Annotated in this window: 20 protein-coding genes; 11 read left to right on the forward strand and 9 right to left on the reverse strand. The window is 53.6% G+C overall.

Annotation, left to right across the window (positions count from 1 at the left end; genetic code table 11):
* Positions 1–23 precede the first annotated feature (23 nt).
* The 7 genes from K1I37_RS03765 (at position 24) to K1I37_RS03795 (ending at position 6,685) form a co-directional block, all read left to right on the forward strand.
* On the forward strand, positions 24–419 hold the full coding sequence (locus K1I37_RS03765) for a GntR family transcriptional regulator (protein ID WP_031218966.1): 396 nt from the start codon (positions 24–26) through the stop codon (positions 417–419).
* On the forward strand, positions 416–1,114 hold the full coding sequence (locus tag K1I37_RS03770) for an ABC transporter ATP-binding protein (RefSeq protein ID WP_021297356.1): 699 nt from the start codon (positions 416–418) through the stop codon (positions 1,112–1,114). Before K1I37_RS03765 ends, K1I37_RS03770 begins: the two co-directional genes overlap by 4 nt.
* Positions 1,115–1,127: 13 nt before the next feature.
* Positions 1,128–1,886 (forward strand): ABC transporter permease subunit, encoded by a 759-nt coding sequence (locus tag K1I37_RS03775; RefSeq protein ID WP_021297357.1) that lies wholly within the window; start codon positions 1,128–1,130, stop codon positions 1,884–1,886.
* A gap of 23 nt (positions 1,887–1,909) precedes the next feature.
* A complete protein-coding gene (locus tag K1I37_RS03780) occupies positions 1,910–2,431 on the forward strand; it encodes a CcdC protein domain-containing protein (RefSeq protein ID WP_021297358.1) in 522 nt (173 codons plus the stop codon).
* Between the two features lie 172 nt (positions 2,432–2,603).
* A complete protein-coding gene (locus K1I37_RS03785) occupies positions 2,604–3,173 on the forward strand; it encodes a hydrolase (protein ID WP_021297359.1) in 570 nt (189 codons plus the stop codon).
* Positions 3,174–3,294: 121 nt separating this feature from the next.
* Positions 3,295–5,004 carry an MFS transporter gene (locus K1I37_RS03790; protein WP_021297360.1) on the forward strand — a complete coding sequence of 570 codons (1,710 nt, stop codon included), beginning with the start codon at positions 3,295–3,297 and terminating at the stop codon, positions 5,002–5,004.
* Between the two features lie 307 nt (positions 5,005–5,311).
* Positions 5,312–6,685, forward strand: a complete 1,374-nt coding sequence (locus K1I37_RS03795) for a sugar phosphate nucleotidyltransferase (RefSeq protein WP_021297361.1) — start codon at positions 5,312–5,314, stop codon at positions 6,683–6,685.
* Here the strand turns inward: K1I37_RS03795 and K1I37_RS03800 are convergent.
* Positions 6,682–7,269, reverse strand: a complete 588-nt coding sequence (locus K1I37_RS03800; RefSeq protein ID WP_021297362.1) for a helix-turn-helix domain-containing protein — start codon at positions 7,267–7,269, stop codon at positions 6,682–6,684. The genes K1I37_RS03795 and K1I37_RS03800 overlap by 4 nt on opposite strands.
* An 85-nt stretch (positions 7,270–7,354) precedes the next feature.
* On the opposite strand from K1I37_RS03800, the gene K1I37_RS03805 reads away from it, so the two are divergent.
* Positions 7,355–7,672: an AzlD domain-containing protein gene (locus K1I37_RS03805; protein WP_021297363.1), complete on the forward strand. Its 318-nt coding sequence runs from the start codon at positions 7,355–7,357 to the stop codon at positions 7,670–7,672.
* Between the two features lie 19 nt (positions 7,673–7,691).
* Positions 7,692–8,393 carry an AzlC family ABC transporter permease gene (locus K1I37_RS03810; RefSeq protein ID WP_021297364.1) on the forward strand — a complete coding sequence of 234 codons (702 nt, stop codon included), beginning with the start codon at positions 7,692–7,694 and terminating at the stop codon, positions 8,391–8,393.
* 78 nt (positions 8,394–8,471) lie between these two features.
* Here K1I37_RS03810 and K1I37_RS03815 read toward each other — a convergent pair whose 3' ends face one another.
* From K1I37_RS03815 to K1I37_RS03840, 6 genes are all read right to left on the reverse strand, one after another.
* Positions 8,472–9,392: an ABC transporter permease gene (locus tag K1I37_RS03815; protein WP_021297365.1), complete on the reverse strand. Its 921-nt coding sequence runs from the start codon at positions 9,390–9,392 to the stop codon at positions 8,472–8,474.
* 21 nt (positions 9,393–9,413) lie between these two features.
* A complete protein-coding gene (locus K1I37_RS03820) occupies positions 9,414–10,490 on the reverse strand; it encodes an ABC transporter permease (protein ID WP_021297366.1) in 1,077 nt (358 codons plus the stop codon).
* Positions 10,487–12,052, reverse strand: a complete 1,566-nt coding sequence (locus K1I37_RS03825) for an ABC transporter ATP-binding protein (protein WP_051189522.1) — start codon at positions 12,050–12,052, stop codon at positions 10,487–10,489. Before K1I37_RS03825 ends, K1I37_RS03820 begins: the two co-directional genes overlap by 4 nt.
* A gap of 114 nt (positions 12,053–12,166) precedes the next feature.
* Positions 12,167–13,234, reverse strand: coding sequence for a BMP family lipoprotein (locus K1I37_RS03830; RefSeq protein WP_021297368.1), 1,068 nt, complete (start codon positions 13,232–13,234; stop codon positions 12,167–12,169).
* A 244-nt stretch (positions 13,235–13,478) separates the two neighbouring features.
* Positions 13,479–13,811 (reverse strand): thioredoxin family protein, encoded by a 333-nt coding sequence (locus tag K1I37_RS03835; protein ID WP_021297369.1) that lies wholly within the window; start codon positions 13,809–13,811, stop codon positions 13,479–13,481.
* Between the two features lie 453 nt (positions 13,812–14,264).
* Entirely contained in the window at positions 14,265–14,534 is a 270-nt protein-coding gene (locus K1I37_RS03840) for a hypothetical protein (protein ID WP_021297371.1), read from the reverse strand.
* Between the two features lie 219 nt (positions 14,535–14,753).
* Here K1I37_RS03840 and K1I37_RS03845 point away from each other — a divergent pair, with 219 nt between their 5' ends.
* Positions 14,754–15,146 carry a toprim domain-containing protein gene (locus K1I37_RS03845; RefSeq protein ID WP_021297372.1) on the forward strand — a complete coding sequence of 131 codons (393 nt, stop codon included), beginning with the start codon at positions 14,754–14,756 and terminating at the stop codon, positions 15,144–15,146.
* A gap of 131 nt (positions 15,147–15,277) precedes the next feature.
* Positions 15,278–16,414 carry a VIT1/CCC1 transporter family protein gene (locus tag K1I37_RS03850; protein ID WP_021297373.1) on the forward strand — a complete coding sequence of 379 codons (1,137 nt, stop codon included), beginning with the start codon at positions 15,278–15,280 and terminating at the stop codon, positions 16,412–16,414.
* Positions 16,415–16,556: 142 nt separating this feature from the next.
* Here the strand turns inward: K1I37_RS03850 and map are convergent, their stop codons facing one another.
* Together map and K1I37_RS03860 are read right to left on the reverse strand one after the other, a co-directional pair.
* Positions 16,557–17,306 (reverse strand): type I methionyl aminopeptidase, encoded by a 750-nt coding sequence (gene map, locus K1I37_RS03855; protein WP_021297374.1) that lies wholly within the window; start codon positions 17,304–17,306, stop codon positions 16,557–16,559.
* An 88-nt stretch (positions 17,307–17,394) separates the two neighbouring features.
* On the reverse strand, positions 17,395–17,583 hold the full coding sequence (locus K1I37_RS03860) for a hypothetical protein (RefSeq protein WP_021297375.1): 189 nt from the start codon (positions 17,581–17,583) through the stop codon (positions 17,395–17,397).
* Positions 17,584–17,686: the final 103 nt, after the last annotated feature.

Below are 17,686 nucleotides of genomic sequence, written 5' to 3' on the forward strand. Positions count from 1 at the left end.
GTGGCGGAATCGGAGGGAAGGCTGTGGAGGAACGACACGTGGGACCGCTGACATTTCGCCTCGACCTCAGCCAACCGCTTTACGAACAGATTTTGCGGCAGATGAGCAGCGCCGTTGCCAGAGGGGAGATTGCCTTAGGGGAAAAAATCCCGTCCGTAAGAGAGTTGGCCCAGGCACTCAAGATTAACCCGAACACCGTCATGCACGCCTACAAGGAGATGGAGCACGTGGGACTCACGGAGACGCGCCGCGGGCAGGGGACATTTATTACAACCTCCCAGGAGCGGGTGAATCAATTTCGGACAGAATTGGCAAAAAAGGTGATTGAGGAGTTTCTCGAAAAAATGGACAGTCTCGGATATACGTGGGGCGACATTGAGCAATATGTTTCCCAGTACAAAGGGGGACGTGTTCGATGAGCAATAGCGCGATTGTTTGTCAGAACGTGACGAAACAGTATGGGGCAAAACGAGCACTGAGCGAATTGACACTCGAGATTCCAAAGGGCCGGGTGGTTGGAATATTGGGGCCAAACGGATCTGGAAAATCTACGTTGTTTCGGTTAATTACCGGGCTCACGCGGGCCGAGCATGGGTCTATCCACGTACTCGGGAGGCTGCCAGGTTGGCGGACAAATTGTGACATCGCCTACTTGCCGGATAGGGCGCGTTGGTACGCGAACCATACGGTAGAGCGAGCGTTTAGCTGGGCTGAGCAATTTCTGCCGGGATTCGATAGAGCGACGGCTGAGCGCCTTGCCGAGCAAATGCACCTCGAACTGGATATGCGCGCCGGTGGCATGTCTCGGGGACAGGAGGCACGTTTAATGCTCATTCTCTGCATTGCGCGCGATGTGCCAATCATTATCCTAGATGAGCCGTTCGCCGGAATTGATGCCATTTCACGCGAGCGCATTATTGCGGGACTGATTGACCACATGAGCGGCGGGGATAGGACAGTTCTCATTAGTACCCACGAAATTTACGAGGCAGAGGCATTGTTTGATTATGCTGTCTTCCTCGATGAGGGTAGGGTGTTGCTCGCAGGTGACGCAGAACAACTGCGCAGCCAGTATGGAGCCATCCATTCTATTCAGCAAAAGTTGTATCGATAGGAGGCGATGACGAATGCCTGTGAAGCGCATCTTTTGGCCGCTGGTCAGACAGGATTTTAAATGGCAACATAAGTCGGACAGAGTGCGGATGTCAAGGCCGTGGCGAATCGCCTACGCGATTGCGATTGCCTTGGTCATCGTGGGGTTGACGACCTATGGCAGTCTTGTCAGCCATACACACATCAGTACCGCCTGGTATGTTGCGTTGTCTTTGCCATGGATAGCATTTGGCACATCGATTGCGTCGGTCAAGCACGAATGGAAGAATGGCACGGTTGGTTGGTGGTTGAGCCTTCCCACCTCACGTTTGCAACTCCTCACATCGAAATTTGTGGCAGTGTTGCTTCGCGTGGTTCTGATTGGGTGCGGTTTGTATTGCGTGATTGGGGTTCTCGGTTTATACACGATGGGATTACAGGGACAGTTCCACACGGACTCCGCAGGTCAATTCTTGTTGACTGGGGCGCAATGGGTACTGCTTGCAATGGCTGCGGCCCCCTTTGCATCGGCTTTTGGGATGTTGTTTCCCATTGCTCGTTCATCGAAGGCGAGACCTGCTATGCCACTAATTTGGATTATCTTTGTCGGAATTTGGTGGGTGGCCTTTTCACAAATTAGTCGATTTATCCAAACTGGGTACCGAAGTGACACACATACCTTATACCTGAATTTATCGCCGAATTTGATTTATCCACTCCTGGCCAGCTGGATTTTGGCATACTTGCTCATTCGCTTTGCGGCGCGTGTATTAGACCGTTACCTGACACTTTGATTGCTGACTCGAAGGAGAGAATCATGGCAAACCATGCTAGTCTGTTGATTTTCGCGTTGTTGATTCTGTTTATTTTCTACCGGCGGATTCGCCGCAACATCGGTTTCCAGGTGCTGCGCACGCGGCAAATGATTACGCGGTCCATCATATTTATGGTCATTGGCGTCTTGTTGTTGGTTGCGACAATTGTACATCCCATTTGTTATATATCGGACGCTATCGGTATTTGTATTGGTTTGGTACTCGCCTTTTTTGCCATTCGCACCACGCAGTTTAAGTATCAAAACGAGCGTTGGACTTATCGGCCGAACGTCTGGGTGGGAAGTATCGTGATTGTGATGTTCTTGGCGCGCATTGTGTACGCATTCTATTACGCATACCACACAGCAGCCGTCCACCCGGCGACAGGTTCTCCGGTCGCGCAAAATTCATACATTGGAGATCCTTGGACATCGGGTATTATTTTTATTCTGTTTGCGTATTACCCTTGCTATTTCTTGTTCCTCGTTCGTAAAGAAAAACATTTGGAACTGGAGAGCGCATGATAACTTGAGAAATCATCTCGTTCATACGGTTAGGGCCTGGGATTCTGTTCCAGGCCCTTTTTTCGTAGGCGCCTGACATGGGAGACGTTGACGTCGTTCACCCGTAGACGTAAAATAGTTCGGGTGTGGAAAGTTTCGGACACGAAATGATTGTAAATGGAGTGTGAAAACGATGACACTAGATGTATCAAAGACTGCACTGGTCGTGATTGACATGCAAAAAGGTGTGTTGGCGATTCCATGTGCACCGTACTCGACGACAGATGTGCTTGCAAAGACCGTGTCTTTGGCAGACGCGTTCCGCGAACGAGGCGGCTTTGTGGTATTGGTCAATGTGGATTTTCATGATGGGCGCGACGCATTGCACCCGATAACGGATGAAGAACCCGCTACAAACCGCGCATGGCCGTCGAACGCTAGCGTCATAGCACCTGAGTTAGGGCCGAAGTCTGGTGATTTGCTCGTCACGAAACGGCAGTGGGGTGCGTTCTTCGGAACCGAGTTGGATTTGCAACTGCGTCGCCGTGGTATTGACACCATCGTTCTATGCGGGATTGCGACGGACATCGGCGTTGAAACAACTGCGCGCGAGGCTTATCAACTCGGCTATCACCAAATTTTTGTGGAAGATGCCATGACGGCCATGACCGAAGAACAACATCGCCATCCACTGAAGTATCTGATGCCGAGAATGGGGCGCATTCGGTCGACCGCAGAGGTTGTGCGTGCACTTCAAGCGTAATCATCGGCGGGCAACGGCCGTGGGGGAACTGACAACCTGCCATGTCTGATGCCCGCAATGGCGGTATTCGTTGGATTTTGTCAAGGTAATCCGAATTTGCTATGTGGGAGTGAGAGGCCTTATGAATGATTCGGCGGGTAGATCTGGTAGTTACAAATGGATTGCTCTCGTCAATACGACGCTCGGTATCTTAATGGCGTCGATTAACAGTAGCATTCTCATTATTGCTCTCCCTGTGATTTTCGACGGATTGAAAGTCAATCCATTGGAACCAGGGCAAACGGGATTATTGCTGTGGGTATTGCTTGGGTTTAACGTGGCAACGACTGTGCTGCTCGTGACGTTTGGCCGACTCTCGGACATTTTTGGTCGCGTTCGCCTCTACAACATGGGATTCCTCGTCTTCACCATCGGTTCAGTGCTCTGCGCCATCACATGGGGAACCGGGCTCTCGGGCGAAATTCAGCTGATTGTGTTCCGGGTGGTGCAAGGTATCGGCGGCGCATTTTTGTTCGCGAACAGCGCCGCGATTCTCACAGATGCCTTCCCCGAAAATCAACGCGGACTTGCACTAGGATTAAATCAGATTGCCGCAATCGGCGGTAGTGTCGTCGGATTGGTCGTTGGCGGACTGCTTGCCGCGACAGGTGATTGGCGATACGTATTCCTCGTCAACGTACCAGTCGGCTTATTCGGAACCATTTGGGGCTATTTTGCGCTGAAAGAGGTCAGTAGTCCGGAGCAACATCAAAAGTTGGATGTGCTCGGGAATCTCACCCTTGGCCTCGGAATCCTTGGAATTATGATGGGACTGACTTATGGCATCATGCCATACGGTGGTCACACGATGGGCTGGACTAGTCCGACTGTCATCGGATCGCTTGTCGTCGGCGTTGTCATGCTGATTTTGTTTGTTGTTGTCGAGTCGCGTGTACCACAACCTCTCTTTCACCTCTATCTCTTCCGCAGTCGCGCCTTTACGGCCGGCAATATCGCTTCGTTCATGTCAGCGCTCGCGCGTGGCGGGTTGCAGTTTATGTTAATCATTTGGTTGCAAGGGATTTATCTTCCGCTTCATGGGGTATCATTCGCCCATACACCACTCATTGCCGGAATTTATACCATCCCACAGATGGTCGGTTTTCTACTGGCTGGGCCTATCAGCGGATACCTTTCTGATAAATTTGGCGCACGCGCCTTCGCGACGGGTGGACTGTTGTTGGCGGCGCTCGGCTTTGCATGCCTGGAAACCCTGCCGTCTAATTTCAACCATTGGCTGTTCTGGCTCTACATCTTCTTGATTGGCGCTGGCATGGGACTCTTCTCGTCGCCGAATAGCGCCGCTATCATGAATGCAGTTCCGGCCAAGTACAGGGGCGTCGCTTCTGGGATGCGAGCCACCTTTATGAACGCCGGTATGATGATGAGTATGGGGATCTTTTTCTCGCTTGTCATCGCCGGTTTGGCAGGGACGCTGCCAACGGCCATGTATCAAGGACTGGTGCAACACCAAGTGCCGACGCAGACGGCTCAAGCGGTGGCAGGCACACCGCCGACTGCTTCCTTGTTCGCCGCGCTGTTGGGATACAATCCGCTTGAGAGCATGCTGGGTCCCAAGGTGTTAAACGCGTTACCTGCCAATCAGGCACATACGTTAACGGGCAAGGAGTTCTTCCCGAATCTGATTTCGGGGCCGTTTCACCATGGCTTGGAGTTAGCTTTTGGCATCTCCATTATTTTGCTTGTCATCGGGGCTGTCGCTTCCTTTTTCCGCGGTCAACGCTTTGTTTATCACGAGGAGGAAGAGCAGAGTAGCTCGCCTGTACACTGATTACCCTCCATTTAGATTTTTCATCATCAAGACATCGCCCCTTGAACTGTCCGTGGCGGCAAATTCGAGGGGCGGCTTGAGCCCCCCTAAATAAAACCATCTCGTGACGGTATGTCTACACCGGTACAGCCCATCCTAAAACAGACTGTCTGTTGTTTTTTTACAGACCTGGTTGCTTAGGTTTGAAGGTGGATAGATGACGGATGACGAATCTGTAAGATGAGTGATGACCGGCAGATGAATCAGCGGTGATTTTCTCGCTGGAAAGTAGATATCGGCAGTGTACCGCCGTTTGGGGGAATGGAGTTTGAAGCTGGTATTGCTGAGTGGGGGTTCGGGGAAACGATTATGGCCCATGTCAAACGATATCCGTTCCAAGCAGTTCCTCAGAGTACTTCCTACCGAGAAGCAGCCTGAGTCGATGCTGCAGCGTGTCTGGGGACAGCTTGAACGGTGTGGATTGCAGTCAGATGCGTTCGTTTGCGCGTCAAAGGCGCAGATTGAGATGATTCACGCGCAACTCGGCGACGTCGAATGCATTGAGGAACCATCGCGCAGAGATACCTTTCCTGCGATTGCGCTGTCGACGCTGTACCTCCTCGATGTTGCCCGGATGGACGAGGATGAGCCGATTGTGATTGTTCCGGTCGATCACTTCGTCGACGATCACTACTTCCAAGAGATTCAGACATTGGGCGCGCTGTTGGTTCGAGCAAATGCACAGCTTGCTCTCATGGGCGTAGAACCGACGACACCGACCAGTAAGTTTGGATATATCGTTCCGGATGCTGAGGTAGGATTTGATGGAGTCAAGTATGTCGCATCGTTCGTGGAGAAGCCGGAAGCTTCCGTCGCCGCTGCATTGATTGCACGAGGTGCGCTGTGGAATTGCGGCGTATTTTGCTTTACCGGCGGCTGGCTGCGCGCGCATTTGAGCCGCAGGGGAGGGCCCACCACGTATCAAGCTTGCCTGGAGGAGTTTGACAGTCTGCCCAAGCGCAGCTTTGATTACGAAGTGGTTGAGCAAGCCGAGTCTATCATTGTGCACCCGTACAAAGGGACGTGGACTGACTTGGGGACGTGGGCTTCGTTGTCGGAGCAGATGTCGACCCCGGTCGTTGGCCAGGGCATCGCGCATGCGTGCGAAAACACCCACATTATCAACGAATTAGGGATCCCGGTGGTTAGTTTGGGATTGACCGACGCAGTCTTGGTGGCGACGCCGGACGGCATTTTGGCGGCCGATAAGTCAGCGGCGACACAGTTGAAGGACGTCGTTTCCCACCTGCAGAGTCGTCCCATGTACGAGGAGCGGATTTGGGGCACGTATCGGGTGCTTGATTATCAGAAATTGAGCGATGATACGGAAGTACTCACCAAGAGTATCGAGCTCTATCCAGGGCAAAACCTTAGCTACCAAAAGCATATGCTTCGCAGCGAGGTGTGGACGGTCATTGAGGGCCATGGAGAAGTCGTCCTCGATACGACTCGTTTCGTCGTCGGTCCCGGCGACGTCGTGCGCGTATATGCAGATCAGTGGCACGCGATTCGCACGGACAAAGGGTTGAAGTTTATCGAAGTCCAGCGTGGATCGAAACTGGTGGAAGAGGATATTGTGCGGCGCTATTTGACCTGGGATGAAATTGAGCAAGCGCTTAGCATCGGCTTGACCCGGCGTTAATGGTCTGACGACGCGTCGGGTCTGTTTTTATACACCAGCAACACGAGGAACTCACAGGGGGAATTACCGGTATTCACATAGGTGTGCTCAAGGTTGGCCTGAAAGTGAAGCGCGTCTCCTTCGTGTAATGCAATGCGTTCATCTCCCAGGAGTAGCGTCAATTCTCCATGTTTCACCCAGACCCCTTCTGTGACATCGGCACCGTGTGGCTCTGCTACATGGGCACAGCCTGAAAGGAGCCGCGAAGCAAATAAATCGGTCGGTTGTGGGTGGCGAATGGCAAGCAGATTTTGGACGACATAGTTACCGCCATCGTCGAGGACAATCGGTTGGTCTGCTTGGCGGATAATCGTTGCGTGTGGCGCTTCGTGGCCTTGGAGAAAGATTGAGAATGGGACCTGCAAGCCACTCGCGATTTTCCACAGTGTTACCACGGTTGGGTTCGATTCTCCGCGCTCAATTTGACTTAGCATGGGCTTGCTGACGCCCGTTAAATTAGCCAAGTCATCCAGTGTGAGACGCCGTTCTTTTCGCAACGACCTCAGAACATATCCAATATGCCGTGTGAGATTCTCCGCTTCCATTCGCGCCCCCCTCTTTCGAAATATATTATAGCATACAAAAATATGTTATGTTATCATTATGATATTTTCGTCAGGGGGTGGATAGGTGGGGTGGCTCTTTTGGGAAACCGTCGTCATTGGTGCCGGAACCTATCTGATTCGCGCACTGTCGCTGAGCGGCGGTAGTCGAATCCGCTGGCCCGACGCCGCAAAGACTTGGTTGTCCTTCGTCGCACCGGCAGTTCTCGGCGCATTGCTTGGACCACTTGTGTTTCTGCCGGGGAATCACTGGGTGCCCCTGCTGCACAATCCAACCTGGATGGCGGCGGTGCCAACTGTGATTGTCGGGGGTGTGAGTCGGAATTTATTTCTGACAGTGGCCGTCGGGGTGGGGTGCTTTGCGCTTATTCGCCAGTTTGTCTGACATGGGGGTTTTCGGATAGATGACACGAACATGGATTGCAAAGGGACTGCGCGATGCGCTGCCGATCGTTTTCGCGTACTTTCCAGTGGCGGTGACTTTCGGCGTGATCGCCACCAGCAATGGTGTTCCTTGGCTGATTGTGTTTTTGATTTCTGCATGGGTCTACGCGGGCGGTGCGCAGTTTATGTTGCTCAGCCTCGCGTTGTCCGGCACATCTCCCCTGTCGGCAATTGTGACCACCTTACTGGTGAACTTGCGGCATTTTCTTTATGGAACGTCACTCGGACCCGCGTTCACTAGGTGGTCGGAATCCCAGCGATGGATGATGGCCTTCGGTTTAACCGACGAGGTGTATGCCGTGACCAGTAGCCGAGTGCAGCAAACGCTACCTGTCGTGGGCTATCAGATACCGCTTGTCTATTCGTGTTATGGTTCGTGGTTGGCAGGGACCGCTGTGGGGGCAACCATTGGCAAGAGCGTTCCTGCTGCGGTCTCCGATGCGTTGGGATTCGCTTTACCAGCACTGTTTCTCGCATTATTAATGGCAGGTAAGCGCTCGCTGCCCTATTTCGTCGCCGCCATTTTCGGCGCACTGCTGGCTTGTCTGGCAGATATGGCGCAGCTCGGAAATGTCGGAATGGTCCTCGGTGCAGTGGTAGGGGCGACGGCGGGGATGTTTCTCGAGAAACGACGTATATACAGACAGGGCGTGCGCCATTGACTCCTTTTGCACACGCCCTGTCCAATATGTGAGATATTCGTGTAACCGCTGCGCCGTCGCATTCAACGGCGCTTTTCGTTAACGTTTTGGATCATATGGCACCCCATCCGCCGCAGGTGGAGTGGATCGGCCTACGAGTCCGGTCAATGCGATAATGGTGAGCGCGTACGGAATCATCTGCAGCAGGTTTGACGATACGCCGTTGCCCTGCAGGACGATACCCAGCGCCGTGGAGAAGCCGAAGAGAAGCGCTGCGCCGAATGAGCCCAGTGGCGTCCACTTGCCGAAAATCATGGCAGCCAGCGCGATATAACCGCGGCCGTTGGTCATGTTGACCGAGAAGCTGTTGAGGACGCCAATCGACAAGTAGGCGCCACCTAAAGCCGATAGCAGTCCACCGATGATGACCCCGGCATAGCGCAAACGCCATACGTTGATACCGACGGTGTCGGCGGCTAGGGGGTTCTCGCCGACGGATCGCATACGAAGCCCGAGGCGGGTATGAAACAGAAACCAGTGCGACAAGATGACGATGACAATCATCACGTAGACGAGGATACTCTGGTTGGTGAAAATCTGCCCGACATACGGAATTTTGTCGATTCCCGGCAAGCTTACATTCGGGAGTTTTGGCGTCGTCGGCGGTGTTCCGCTGAAGCCAAATACAGTGTCGAGCAAGAACGCGGTCAATCCCGCAGCAAAGATGTTGATGGCCATTCCTAAGACAACCTGGTCAGCGGAGACGCGGATGGCGCCCCAGGCAAAGGCCGCTGAAGTCAATCCGCCGATGATGAGTGCCATCAATAGCCCAATCCAGGCGTTGCCTGTCCAATAGGAAAACGCAACCCCAAAAAAGGCGCCCATTAGCATGATGCCTTCCATCGCGACGTTGACCACGCCAGTTCGCTCGGAGAACGTGCCGCCGATAGCCGGCAGGGCGAGGGGGACAGCCATGGATAGTGTGGAACTCCAGATTTGCGCGTCGGCAAAAATACTCACAGACTCACTTCCTCCCCGACATCAGGATGCAGCGACGCCCGAACGCAAACTGCGACGGCGTCGGTACCACTGGATGATTTGTGGAACAATGCGTTCACATGCGACAAAGAAAATAATGAGACCCTGAAGGACATCCGTTAAGGCTGCAGGGACGTTGGAGACAATCTGCATGTTTTGTCCGCCTGTCGTCAACGCGCCGAAGAACAGACCCGCCAGCAGTACACCGAGTGGGTTATTGCGCGCGAGTAAGGAGACGACAATAGCCGTGTACCCGTAGTTCGACGAGAAGCCGTCCATCAGGCGGTGATCTACGCCGAGCATCTGCACGGAGCCAGCTAGACCTGCAAACAGTCCAGACAGGCACAATGCAATCACCGTATACAGCGTGACCCGCATGCCTGCGTAACGGGCGGCTCGCTGATTGAAGCCTACCGCGCGGAGTTGGTACCCTATCGTCGTCTTATACAGCAAGAACCAGGCCACGATGGCCGCCAGGATGGTAATCGCAACGGCGACCAGCGACAGCTGAGATTGCATCAGCGTCTGATTAAAGTAAGGAAGTTGCGTATTCTGTACAATTTCCGGCGACTGTGGATTGGAACCAGGTTCTTGCATCGGGCCGCCTTCAATCAAATAACGTGCCAGCAAGATGCCGATGTAGCTGAGCATCATCGTGGTGATAACTTCACTCGATCCGACGTACGCCTTGGTCAATCCCGGAATAATACCGCCCCAAATCGCGCCGACCAGCATTCCGACGACCAGGCAAAAGATAATGTGCAGCCAGCCTGGCAGGCCAGTGAAATGGTAACCGACCCAGACGCTTGCGGCCGCAGCCACCCAGTATTGGCCGTCTGCTCCGATATTGAATAAGCCAGATTGAAACGCGATAGCGATACCCAATCCGCAGAGCACCAACGGGATACTCGCGGTGATGGTGTTCCCCAAACTCGGGATGTTGCCGAATGCTCCTGAGACGAGTGAACCGTATACGGAAAATGGGTTGTACCCCATAGCGCTAACCAAAATGCCGCCGATGACAATGGCCAACAGTGTCGCCACGATAGGGCCTAAAAATGTAGAGCGCAGTGCCTTCAACTCGATGCCACCTCCGAATTCGTGCGTGATCCGGTCATGAGCAAGCCGATTTGTTCACGCGTGGCGGTATCTCCTGGAATCACGTCGACAATTCGACCGTCGTGGATGACCGCAATCCGGTCAGACAGACTTAAAATTTCATCCATCTCGAGGGACACGAGCAACACCCCTTTGCCTTCGTCGCGCAATCGCACGAGCTGGCGATGGATGCCCTCAATGGCTCCGACGTCCAAGCCGCGCGTCGGTTGTGCGGCAATCAGCATGATTGGGTCGCGGGATACCTCGCGCGCCAGAATCACCTTTTGCTGATTGCCCCCGGAGAGCTCGGAAGCTTTGCGGGCCGGTTGTGGTGGGCGCACGTCAAACGCCTCAATCAACCGCTTCGTGTAATCCTCTGCAGGTTTGCGACGAAGGATACCGCCGGACGAGTATGGGCGCTTATGAAAATCGCGAAGAATGGTGTTTTCCACTAAATCAAATTCTAATACTAGTCCATCTGCGTGCCTGTCTTGTGGCACGTAGGCAATTCCTCGTTCCGTCCGCTGTGCTGGCGTCAGGTGCGTGATGTCGTGCCCGTCGAAGATGATGCGTCCGTCTTCTGGACGAAGCAGCCCGGCAATGGCGTCAGCCAGTTCGAATTGTCCGTTCCCGTCAATTCCGGCGAGCCCCAAAATCTCACCTCTGCGAAGTTCGAGCGTGATACCTTTGACGCGCAGGTTTTTCGCCTTGTCGCGAACCTTCACGTCCTCGAGCTGGAGGACAGGTGCGCCTGGCTTCGCGACTTCCTTCTGGATGCGCAGGACGACTTCGCGCCCGACCATCATGTTCGCGAGATCTTGTGGGGTGGCGTCAGCTGTCCGCACGGAGTCAACCGTCTTGCCGGCGCGCATGACCGTCACCCGATCACTTATCTCCTTGACCTCGTCCAACTTGTGGCTGATGAACAGCACCGGGATGCCTTCGGCCTTGAGGTTGCGCACGATGTTGAATAACTCGCGCGTCTCTTGCGGCGTGAGCAGGGCGGTGGGTTCGTCGAGGATGATCAAACGGGCTTTGCGATAAAACGCCTTCAGAATTTCTACTCGCTGTTGCAGCCCAACGGACAGCTGCGCTATTTTTGCAGTCGGATCAATATCGAGTCCATACCGCTCGGACAACTCCCGCACGCGCCGTACGGCTTCTCGGCGATTGTAATTCACGCCACCGGGTTCGTCGCCGAGGACGACATTTTCGGCCACCGTCAGCGCTGGAATCAGCATGAAGTGCTGGTGCACCATCCCGATACCCGCTTGAATGGCTTCGCGTGGGCTGCGGAAGTGTACGGGTTCTCCGGCGAGCCGAATTTCACCCGAGGTCGGTTCCAAAAGGCCGTAAATCATCTTCATCAACGTGGACTTTCCAGCGCCGTTTTCCCCGAGGATGGCGTGTACTTCACCACGTCGCAACGTCAGGTTTACCCCGTCATTGGCTTTTACACCGGGGAACCACTTTTTTAAATCAATTACTTCTAAGAAGTCTTCCAAGCCGATAGACCTCCTTTTCGTGGACTTGCGTTCAGCCATCGAATGCAGTCCACCCTAAAACACCAGTGGCTGGACGAATCCGACGTGCAAACAGGGTGGACGCGGCGACACTTCACTGGTGACCGCGGTCCACCCACTACAGAACGGCAGACCTTACTTTTGAATCGTTGTAGAAACTTGAATCTTGCCGCTGATGATGTCTTGTTTCAAGGAATTCACTTGGTCAATGACCGATTGTGGCACGCCGCTCATGACCTTGCCTATGCCGACGCCGTTACCTTTCAAATCGAAGTTGGTGACACCGGAGTGGAAGTTGTTCGCCTGCAGGTCCTTGATGGTATCAAAGACGGAGGTATCCACGCCCTTTGTCGCACTGGTCAAGACGTTCTTTGGTGCCAGATAAGACTGATCTGTGTCGACGCCAATCGCGTATTTATTTGCACTCTTGACGGCGTTGATGGCACCAAGCCCACAACCGCCCGCATCTGGGAAGACGATATCTGCCCCTTGCGCCATTTCGTTTTGGGCGTACTGGCTGCCAAGCGCCTGGTCCGTAAAGCTGTTCGTGTACTGCAGCAATACCTTGCCGTTCGGGTCTTCTTTCTTGAACCCTTGTTGGAAACCGGCGATGTAGTCATTGACAGGCGGAATGTTCTGTCCGCCGATCACGCCCACGACGTTTTGGCTATTGAGGTTTGGAAGCGACTTGCCCGTCTCCAGCAAACCTGCCATCGCACCGGCGAGATAGCCCGCCTGTTCGGCCTTGAATACTGCACTGGAAACGTTCGGACGGTCCGTGATGGTGTCGTCAATAATCAAGAAGTGGGTCTTGGGGTATTGCTTTGCGACCTGTTCAACGGCGTCGTGCATGAGATAGCCGACGGCGATGACCAAGTCGTAGCCGTTTTGTGCAAAACGGGTCAAGTTAGGGATATAGTCGGATTCAGAAGTTGACTCGACGACGCTGCCAGTCACACCTAACTGCTTCTGAGCGTTCTGCAGGCCGACGTCTGCCAGGTGGTTGAAGCTGTTGTCGTTGAGACCGCCGGTATCGGTGACGAGACCGACTTTCAGGTCGCTTTTGTTACCGCTTGCTGCGCCGCCAGACCCGGTTGCGTTTCCTCCAGAAGTCGAACCTCCGGTCGAATTGGTTCCACACCCAGCGACGAGGACGGTTAGGGCAATTGCTGCTGCTGCAGTTGACAACAATTTCTTTTTCATTTCCTTTACCCCCTACAAATGAGATCTTGATTTTTGCTGGTCCATCCACTTCCACTTATGAGCGGTCAATGTTTCGACATAAAGTGGCATAATTCCTACTGCCTTCGACACTGTTTTTGTGAACATCGTAAAATTTTCAGGACAAGGCCGTAAAGTCTGACCATATTATCCCCAGTTTGTAATTTTTACGCTCAACTTTTGCGCTGATTTGCCCGCAAGAGGTCAGTAGCCAACCTGCCGCAGGTCATTCTGCCCGTTCTGATGCGCTGAAAAACTGCTTGATGCGCGCGTAAAGATCATCTACACCGTGGAATGCAAACTGCAGAGAAGTGAGTTCGCCGTCGCGCAGGTACGCGAGTGCCGGTACACTTTGCACTTCAAATGCTTCGAGCAAAGGCCTGGCAAAGTTCGCGTCGCATGTGTAAATGACGAGTCCCGGCAGCGTCGCTGCGACAATTTCCAGCATTCTCCGGGCGAGTTTACAGGTTCCGCACAGCGGTGTATAAAAGAAAACGATTACGTTTTTTTCCTGCGCAGCGACCTCCAACACCTCTGTGTCGCTGATCTCTTTGAACATGTACATCCCCCCCCCCGGCTGAGACTTACCTGAAGCGACCATGAACCGCCCAATTTGTTGCGGGTAGACGAATATCCCTAACACTGGTCATGCTACCCGAATTGTATGGGAGTGTGCAGTGAAGCACAAATTCTGAAGGAGGGATTTCCATGTACGGTGTTTTCGGAGGCTATACCCGGTGGGCGGTTGTGTTCCTGATCATCTTTGTGCTGTTCTTCCTCCTCGTGCCAGCATACACAACGGCACCGACAACGACCTGCTAAGCAGCGTGTCGTCCACATACTTTCAATCAAGCGTGGTCACCTATCGGGGCCACGCTTGTTTCTATGAAAGGATGGTGTGACTCATATTGCGTGTGTACATAACGATGCGCCCAGTTCCGGGAGTTCGGCACTGGGCGCAGTGAACGCTGGGGTATGCGTAAAATGGTCGGGGAAGGCTACAATCGCCAAATTAGTACCAACCAGGCCGTCTGCCGATTGGGGCACCTACGCCACCCGGGTGAATGACCCAAGGGGAGTAATAACTCGGCCCACCTGGTGTGCCATAGCCAATTGCGCCGCGGGCAGGGGGATAACCCGGCACGCGCGGATACCCTTGTTGTAGCGGATAACGGCCGTATGCACGTGGTCCGGCCGCAGCACGACTTCCGGCGAGCCCACCGAAGAGAAGAAACAGCGGAAGAAAGCAGGGTGTTGCGTCGACGTGGGATGAACCTGTCATACGTTCTCCTCCTTTTCGTACCGTTTAGTATATGGTCTGAAAACACATCTGCTTGGGCAACTGTCGCAGCACGCTGCCAAAACGCAAGAAAATTGTGCAAATTGGATTGTGGCCTAGGAGAACTTGTAGAATGACAGTGGAGGAAAAACGTTAAGATGTAACATACCATGGTAGTGTGCAGGTTGGCGGTTCTCATCTCAGGGAAGGAAGTTGGACGATATGCATACATCATCGACTTCGCGAAAGGTGATTATCGTTGAGGGCAAAACAGACAAGGCACGAATACTTCGCGTCATTCGTGAAGATGTCGAGGTGGTATGCACGAAAGGTACGCTCAGTTACGAATGGGTAGAGAATGAAATTGTTCCGCTTCAGCAGGATGACGTGTACATTTTGGTCGATGCCGACTCAGCCGGGAACAGACTGCGCAAACAGATTAAGCAAGAACTGCCGAATGCGAGAGATTTGTACACGCGCAAGTCGTACGGAGAAGTGGCCAGGACGCCACTAGAGTACTTAGCGAAAATCTTTTCTGACGCCCACTTTGATATTGATGACAGTCTACTTGCGAAACACCAAAGGTCTAGCTACCCATCTTCGAAAGATTTGTGATGCCAGTGCTTCTTCGCTTGACGAATTATCGTCCGGCATGCATGATGACAGTTGAATTCAACCGATACGTGAAGCAGCCAGTTCATCGGACTGGCTGCTTGTGTATTCGAGGAAGTGTTGGAGGTGCTGCGGTGACTCAGTATCTGGAGAAGACGCTGCGCGAGAACATGAGGCGCGAACTCCAGGCCGCGAAGCTATACGAAGCGGCAGCTGCGCGGGAAAAGGACAGCCGCCGTCAGGGCATCTTGTTGAAGCTCGCCGACGTCGAGTATCGTCATGCGCAATTGTGGAAGAAGAAATTGGACGAACTCGGAGCCGAGACGGCCACGTCACCTGAAGTGGTAGAGGTGCCGAAGGCGACGAGCCTTACGCAATTACTAGATGAAATCGAGCGGATTGAACTGGGGAACGACACGTGGTATCAGTCGCAGCGCAACGTGATTGACGACCCAGAATACACCGCGATTTACGACCAGATTGACGCAGATGAGCACGCGCATGCGGATATCGCCGCGCATTTGGCTGAGTCCTCGGAGACGGGAAGCCCCAAGCGCATGTTGCGGCGACTCTGGAACGCCGAGCGCTGGCACAAAAATCAATCTGGTGGCTGGTTAGGGGACGCCATTTATGGTGTGAATGACGGGCTTGGCGCACTATTTGGCATCATCGCGGGGGTCGCCGGGTACACCAATCAAGACCAGACGATTCTTGTCAGTGGGATGTTCGGCGCACTTGCCAGTACGCTGTCGATGGGGGCGGGCGCCTGGCTCGCCACGAAGTCTGAAAATGAGTTGATGGAGGCCGAACTGTACGCGGAGCGGCAGGAAATTGAGGGAGATCCCGAGCACGAGATGGAAGAATTGGCCCTGATCTATGAGTTGAAGGGGTTCGCATCAGATGATGCCCGGCGAATTGCGACACAGATTGCGTCGGATAAAGAGCAGTTTCTCACGACCATGGCACAGGAGGAACTGGGTATTCACGAAACCAATCGTGGGAACCCCTGGCAGTCCGCCATCTTCGGTGGACTTTCCACGCTGGTGGGCGCGGTGATTCCGTTATTGCCGTTCTTCTTCATGGGCGGTGCACCGGCGCTGATTCTGGCTGCCATCATCAGCATTGTCGCCCACTTCATCGTCGGTGCGCTCAAGGCGCGCATGACGGTTCGCAGTTGGTGGGCCAGTGGCCTCGAAATGACGTTGGTCGGCGTGATAGTTGGCGGTGCTTCCTATATTCTCGGCGAGTTGGGGAGAATGCTTATCGGCTGACCTGTGCCCAACTGGTCGCCGGCTAGTCTGCGAGCGCAAGGCTCACGCGCGCAAATCCGCCTACATAAATACAGACGCCACACCCTTTCAGCGGATCACCGTGATAGTGAGATGCTCTGAATGGGTGTGGCGCATGATTTTCTCACGCTTGTTCCGTGATAATCTCTGGTCCGTTGTCTGTGATAACCAATGTGTGTTCGTACTGGGCACTGAGGCTGCCGTCTTGTGTTCGCGCGGTCCAACCGTCGTCGTCCAGCTTGCACTCGTAGCTGCCCACATTCACCATGGGTTCAATCGTGAACGCCATATTTTTGCGGATGCGAGCGCCACGATGCGGCGGGCCAAAGTGTAGGACCTCTGGGCTTTCGTGCATTTGGCGGCCAATGCCGTGGCCGATGTAGTCACGCACCACAGAGAAGCCCTGCGCTTCGACGTACGTTTGAATGGCGTGGCCAATATCGGAGATTTGATTGCCCTCAACAGCCACCTCGATTCCTTTGTACAGGGCTGTTTTCGTGACGTCTAGTAAGCGTTGTGCCTCCGGGCTGATGTCGCCTACTGCGTAGCTCCACGCCGAGTCCGCATGCAACCCCTTGTGCAGTGCGACCATGTCGACTGTGATGATATCGCCATCTTGCAGGACGTAGTCGCTCGGAAAGCCGTGGCACACCACATCGTTAATCGATGTGCAGGATGCAAACGGGTAACCCCGGTATCCCTTTTGTGCTGGCTCCATGTTGTATTTCGTGATAAAGGACTCGACAAACTCGTCAATGTCCAACGTGCGAATGCCAGGGCGAACGAAGTCGCGCAGTGCCTCGTGGCAGCCGGCGACGACTTTCCCGGCTTCTTTCATCAGGGTGATTTCGTGCCTACTCTTTAATACAATCACGTTCGTCGTTTCCTCCAATTCTCGTTCACAAGCTCGTCCGTCCCTTTTCGACCTCTCTTATTCCAGTTATATCTCGTACAGATATCCCTTACAGGCCCGTCGGTGTGACGTACAGCGAGTTGGTGGTGACAAAAATTACGCCGATGATGAACCCAACAATCAACAATCCAGCGGCCTTCCTTTTTGATAAAGGTTTCCCACCAGGTCGAATACGAACCAAAAGGACAAATAGCACACCCGTGACTAAAACTAAAAACAAGTCGAGCGCATGTTGCACACTAGTTCCGCCTCTCCGCTTGAGTTCTCTACGATTGTGCCACAAAACCGCGGCCATTTCACGCCCCGTCGATTACCAGATACGGACTTTGTCCTGTAAAATG

Origin of the sequence: Alicyclobacillus acidoterrestris, from assembly GCF_022674245.1 — a bacterium.
GTDB lineage: Bacteria > Bacillota > Bacilli > Alicyclobacillales > Alicyclobacillaceae > Alicyclobacillus > Alicyclobacillus acidoterrestris.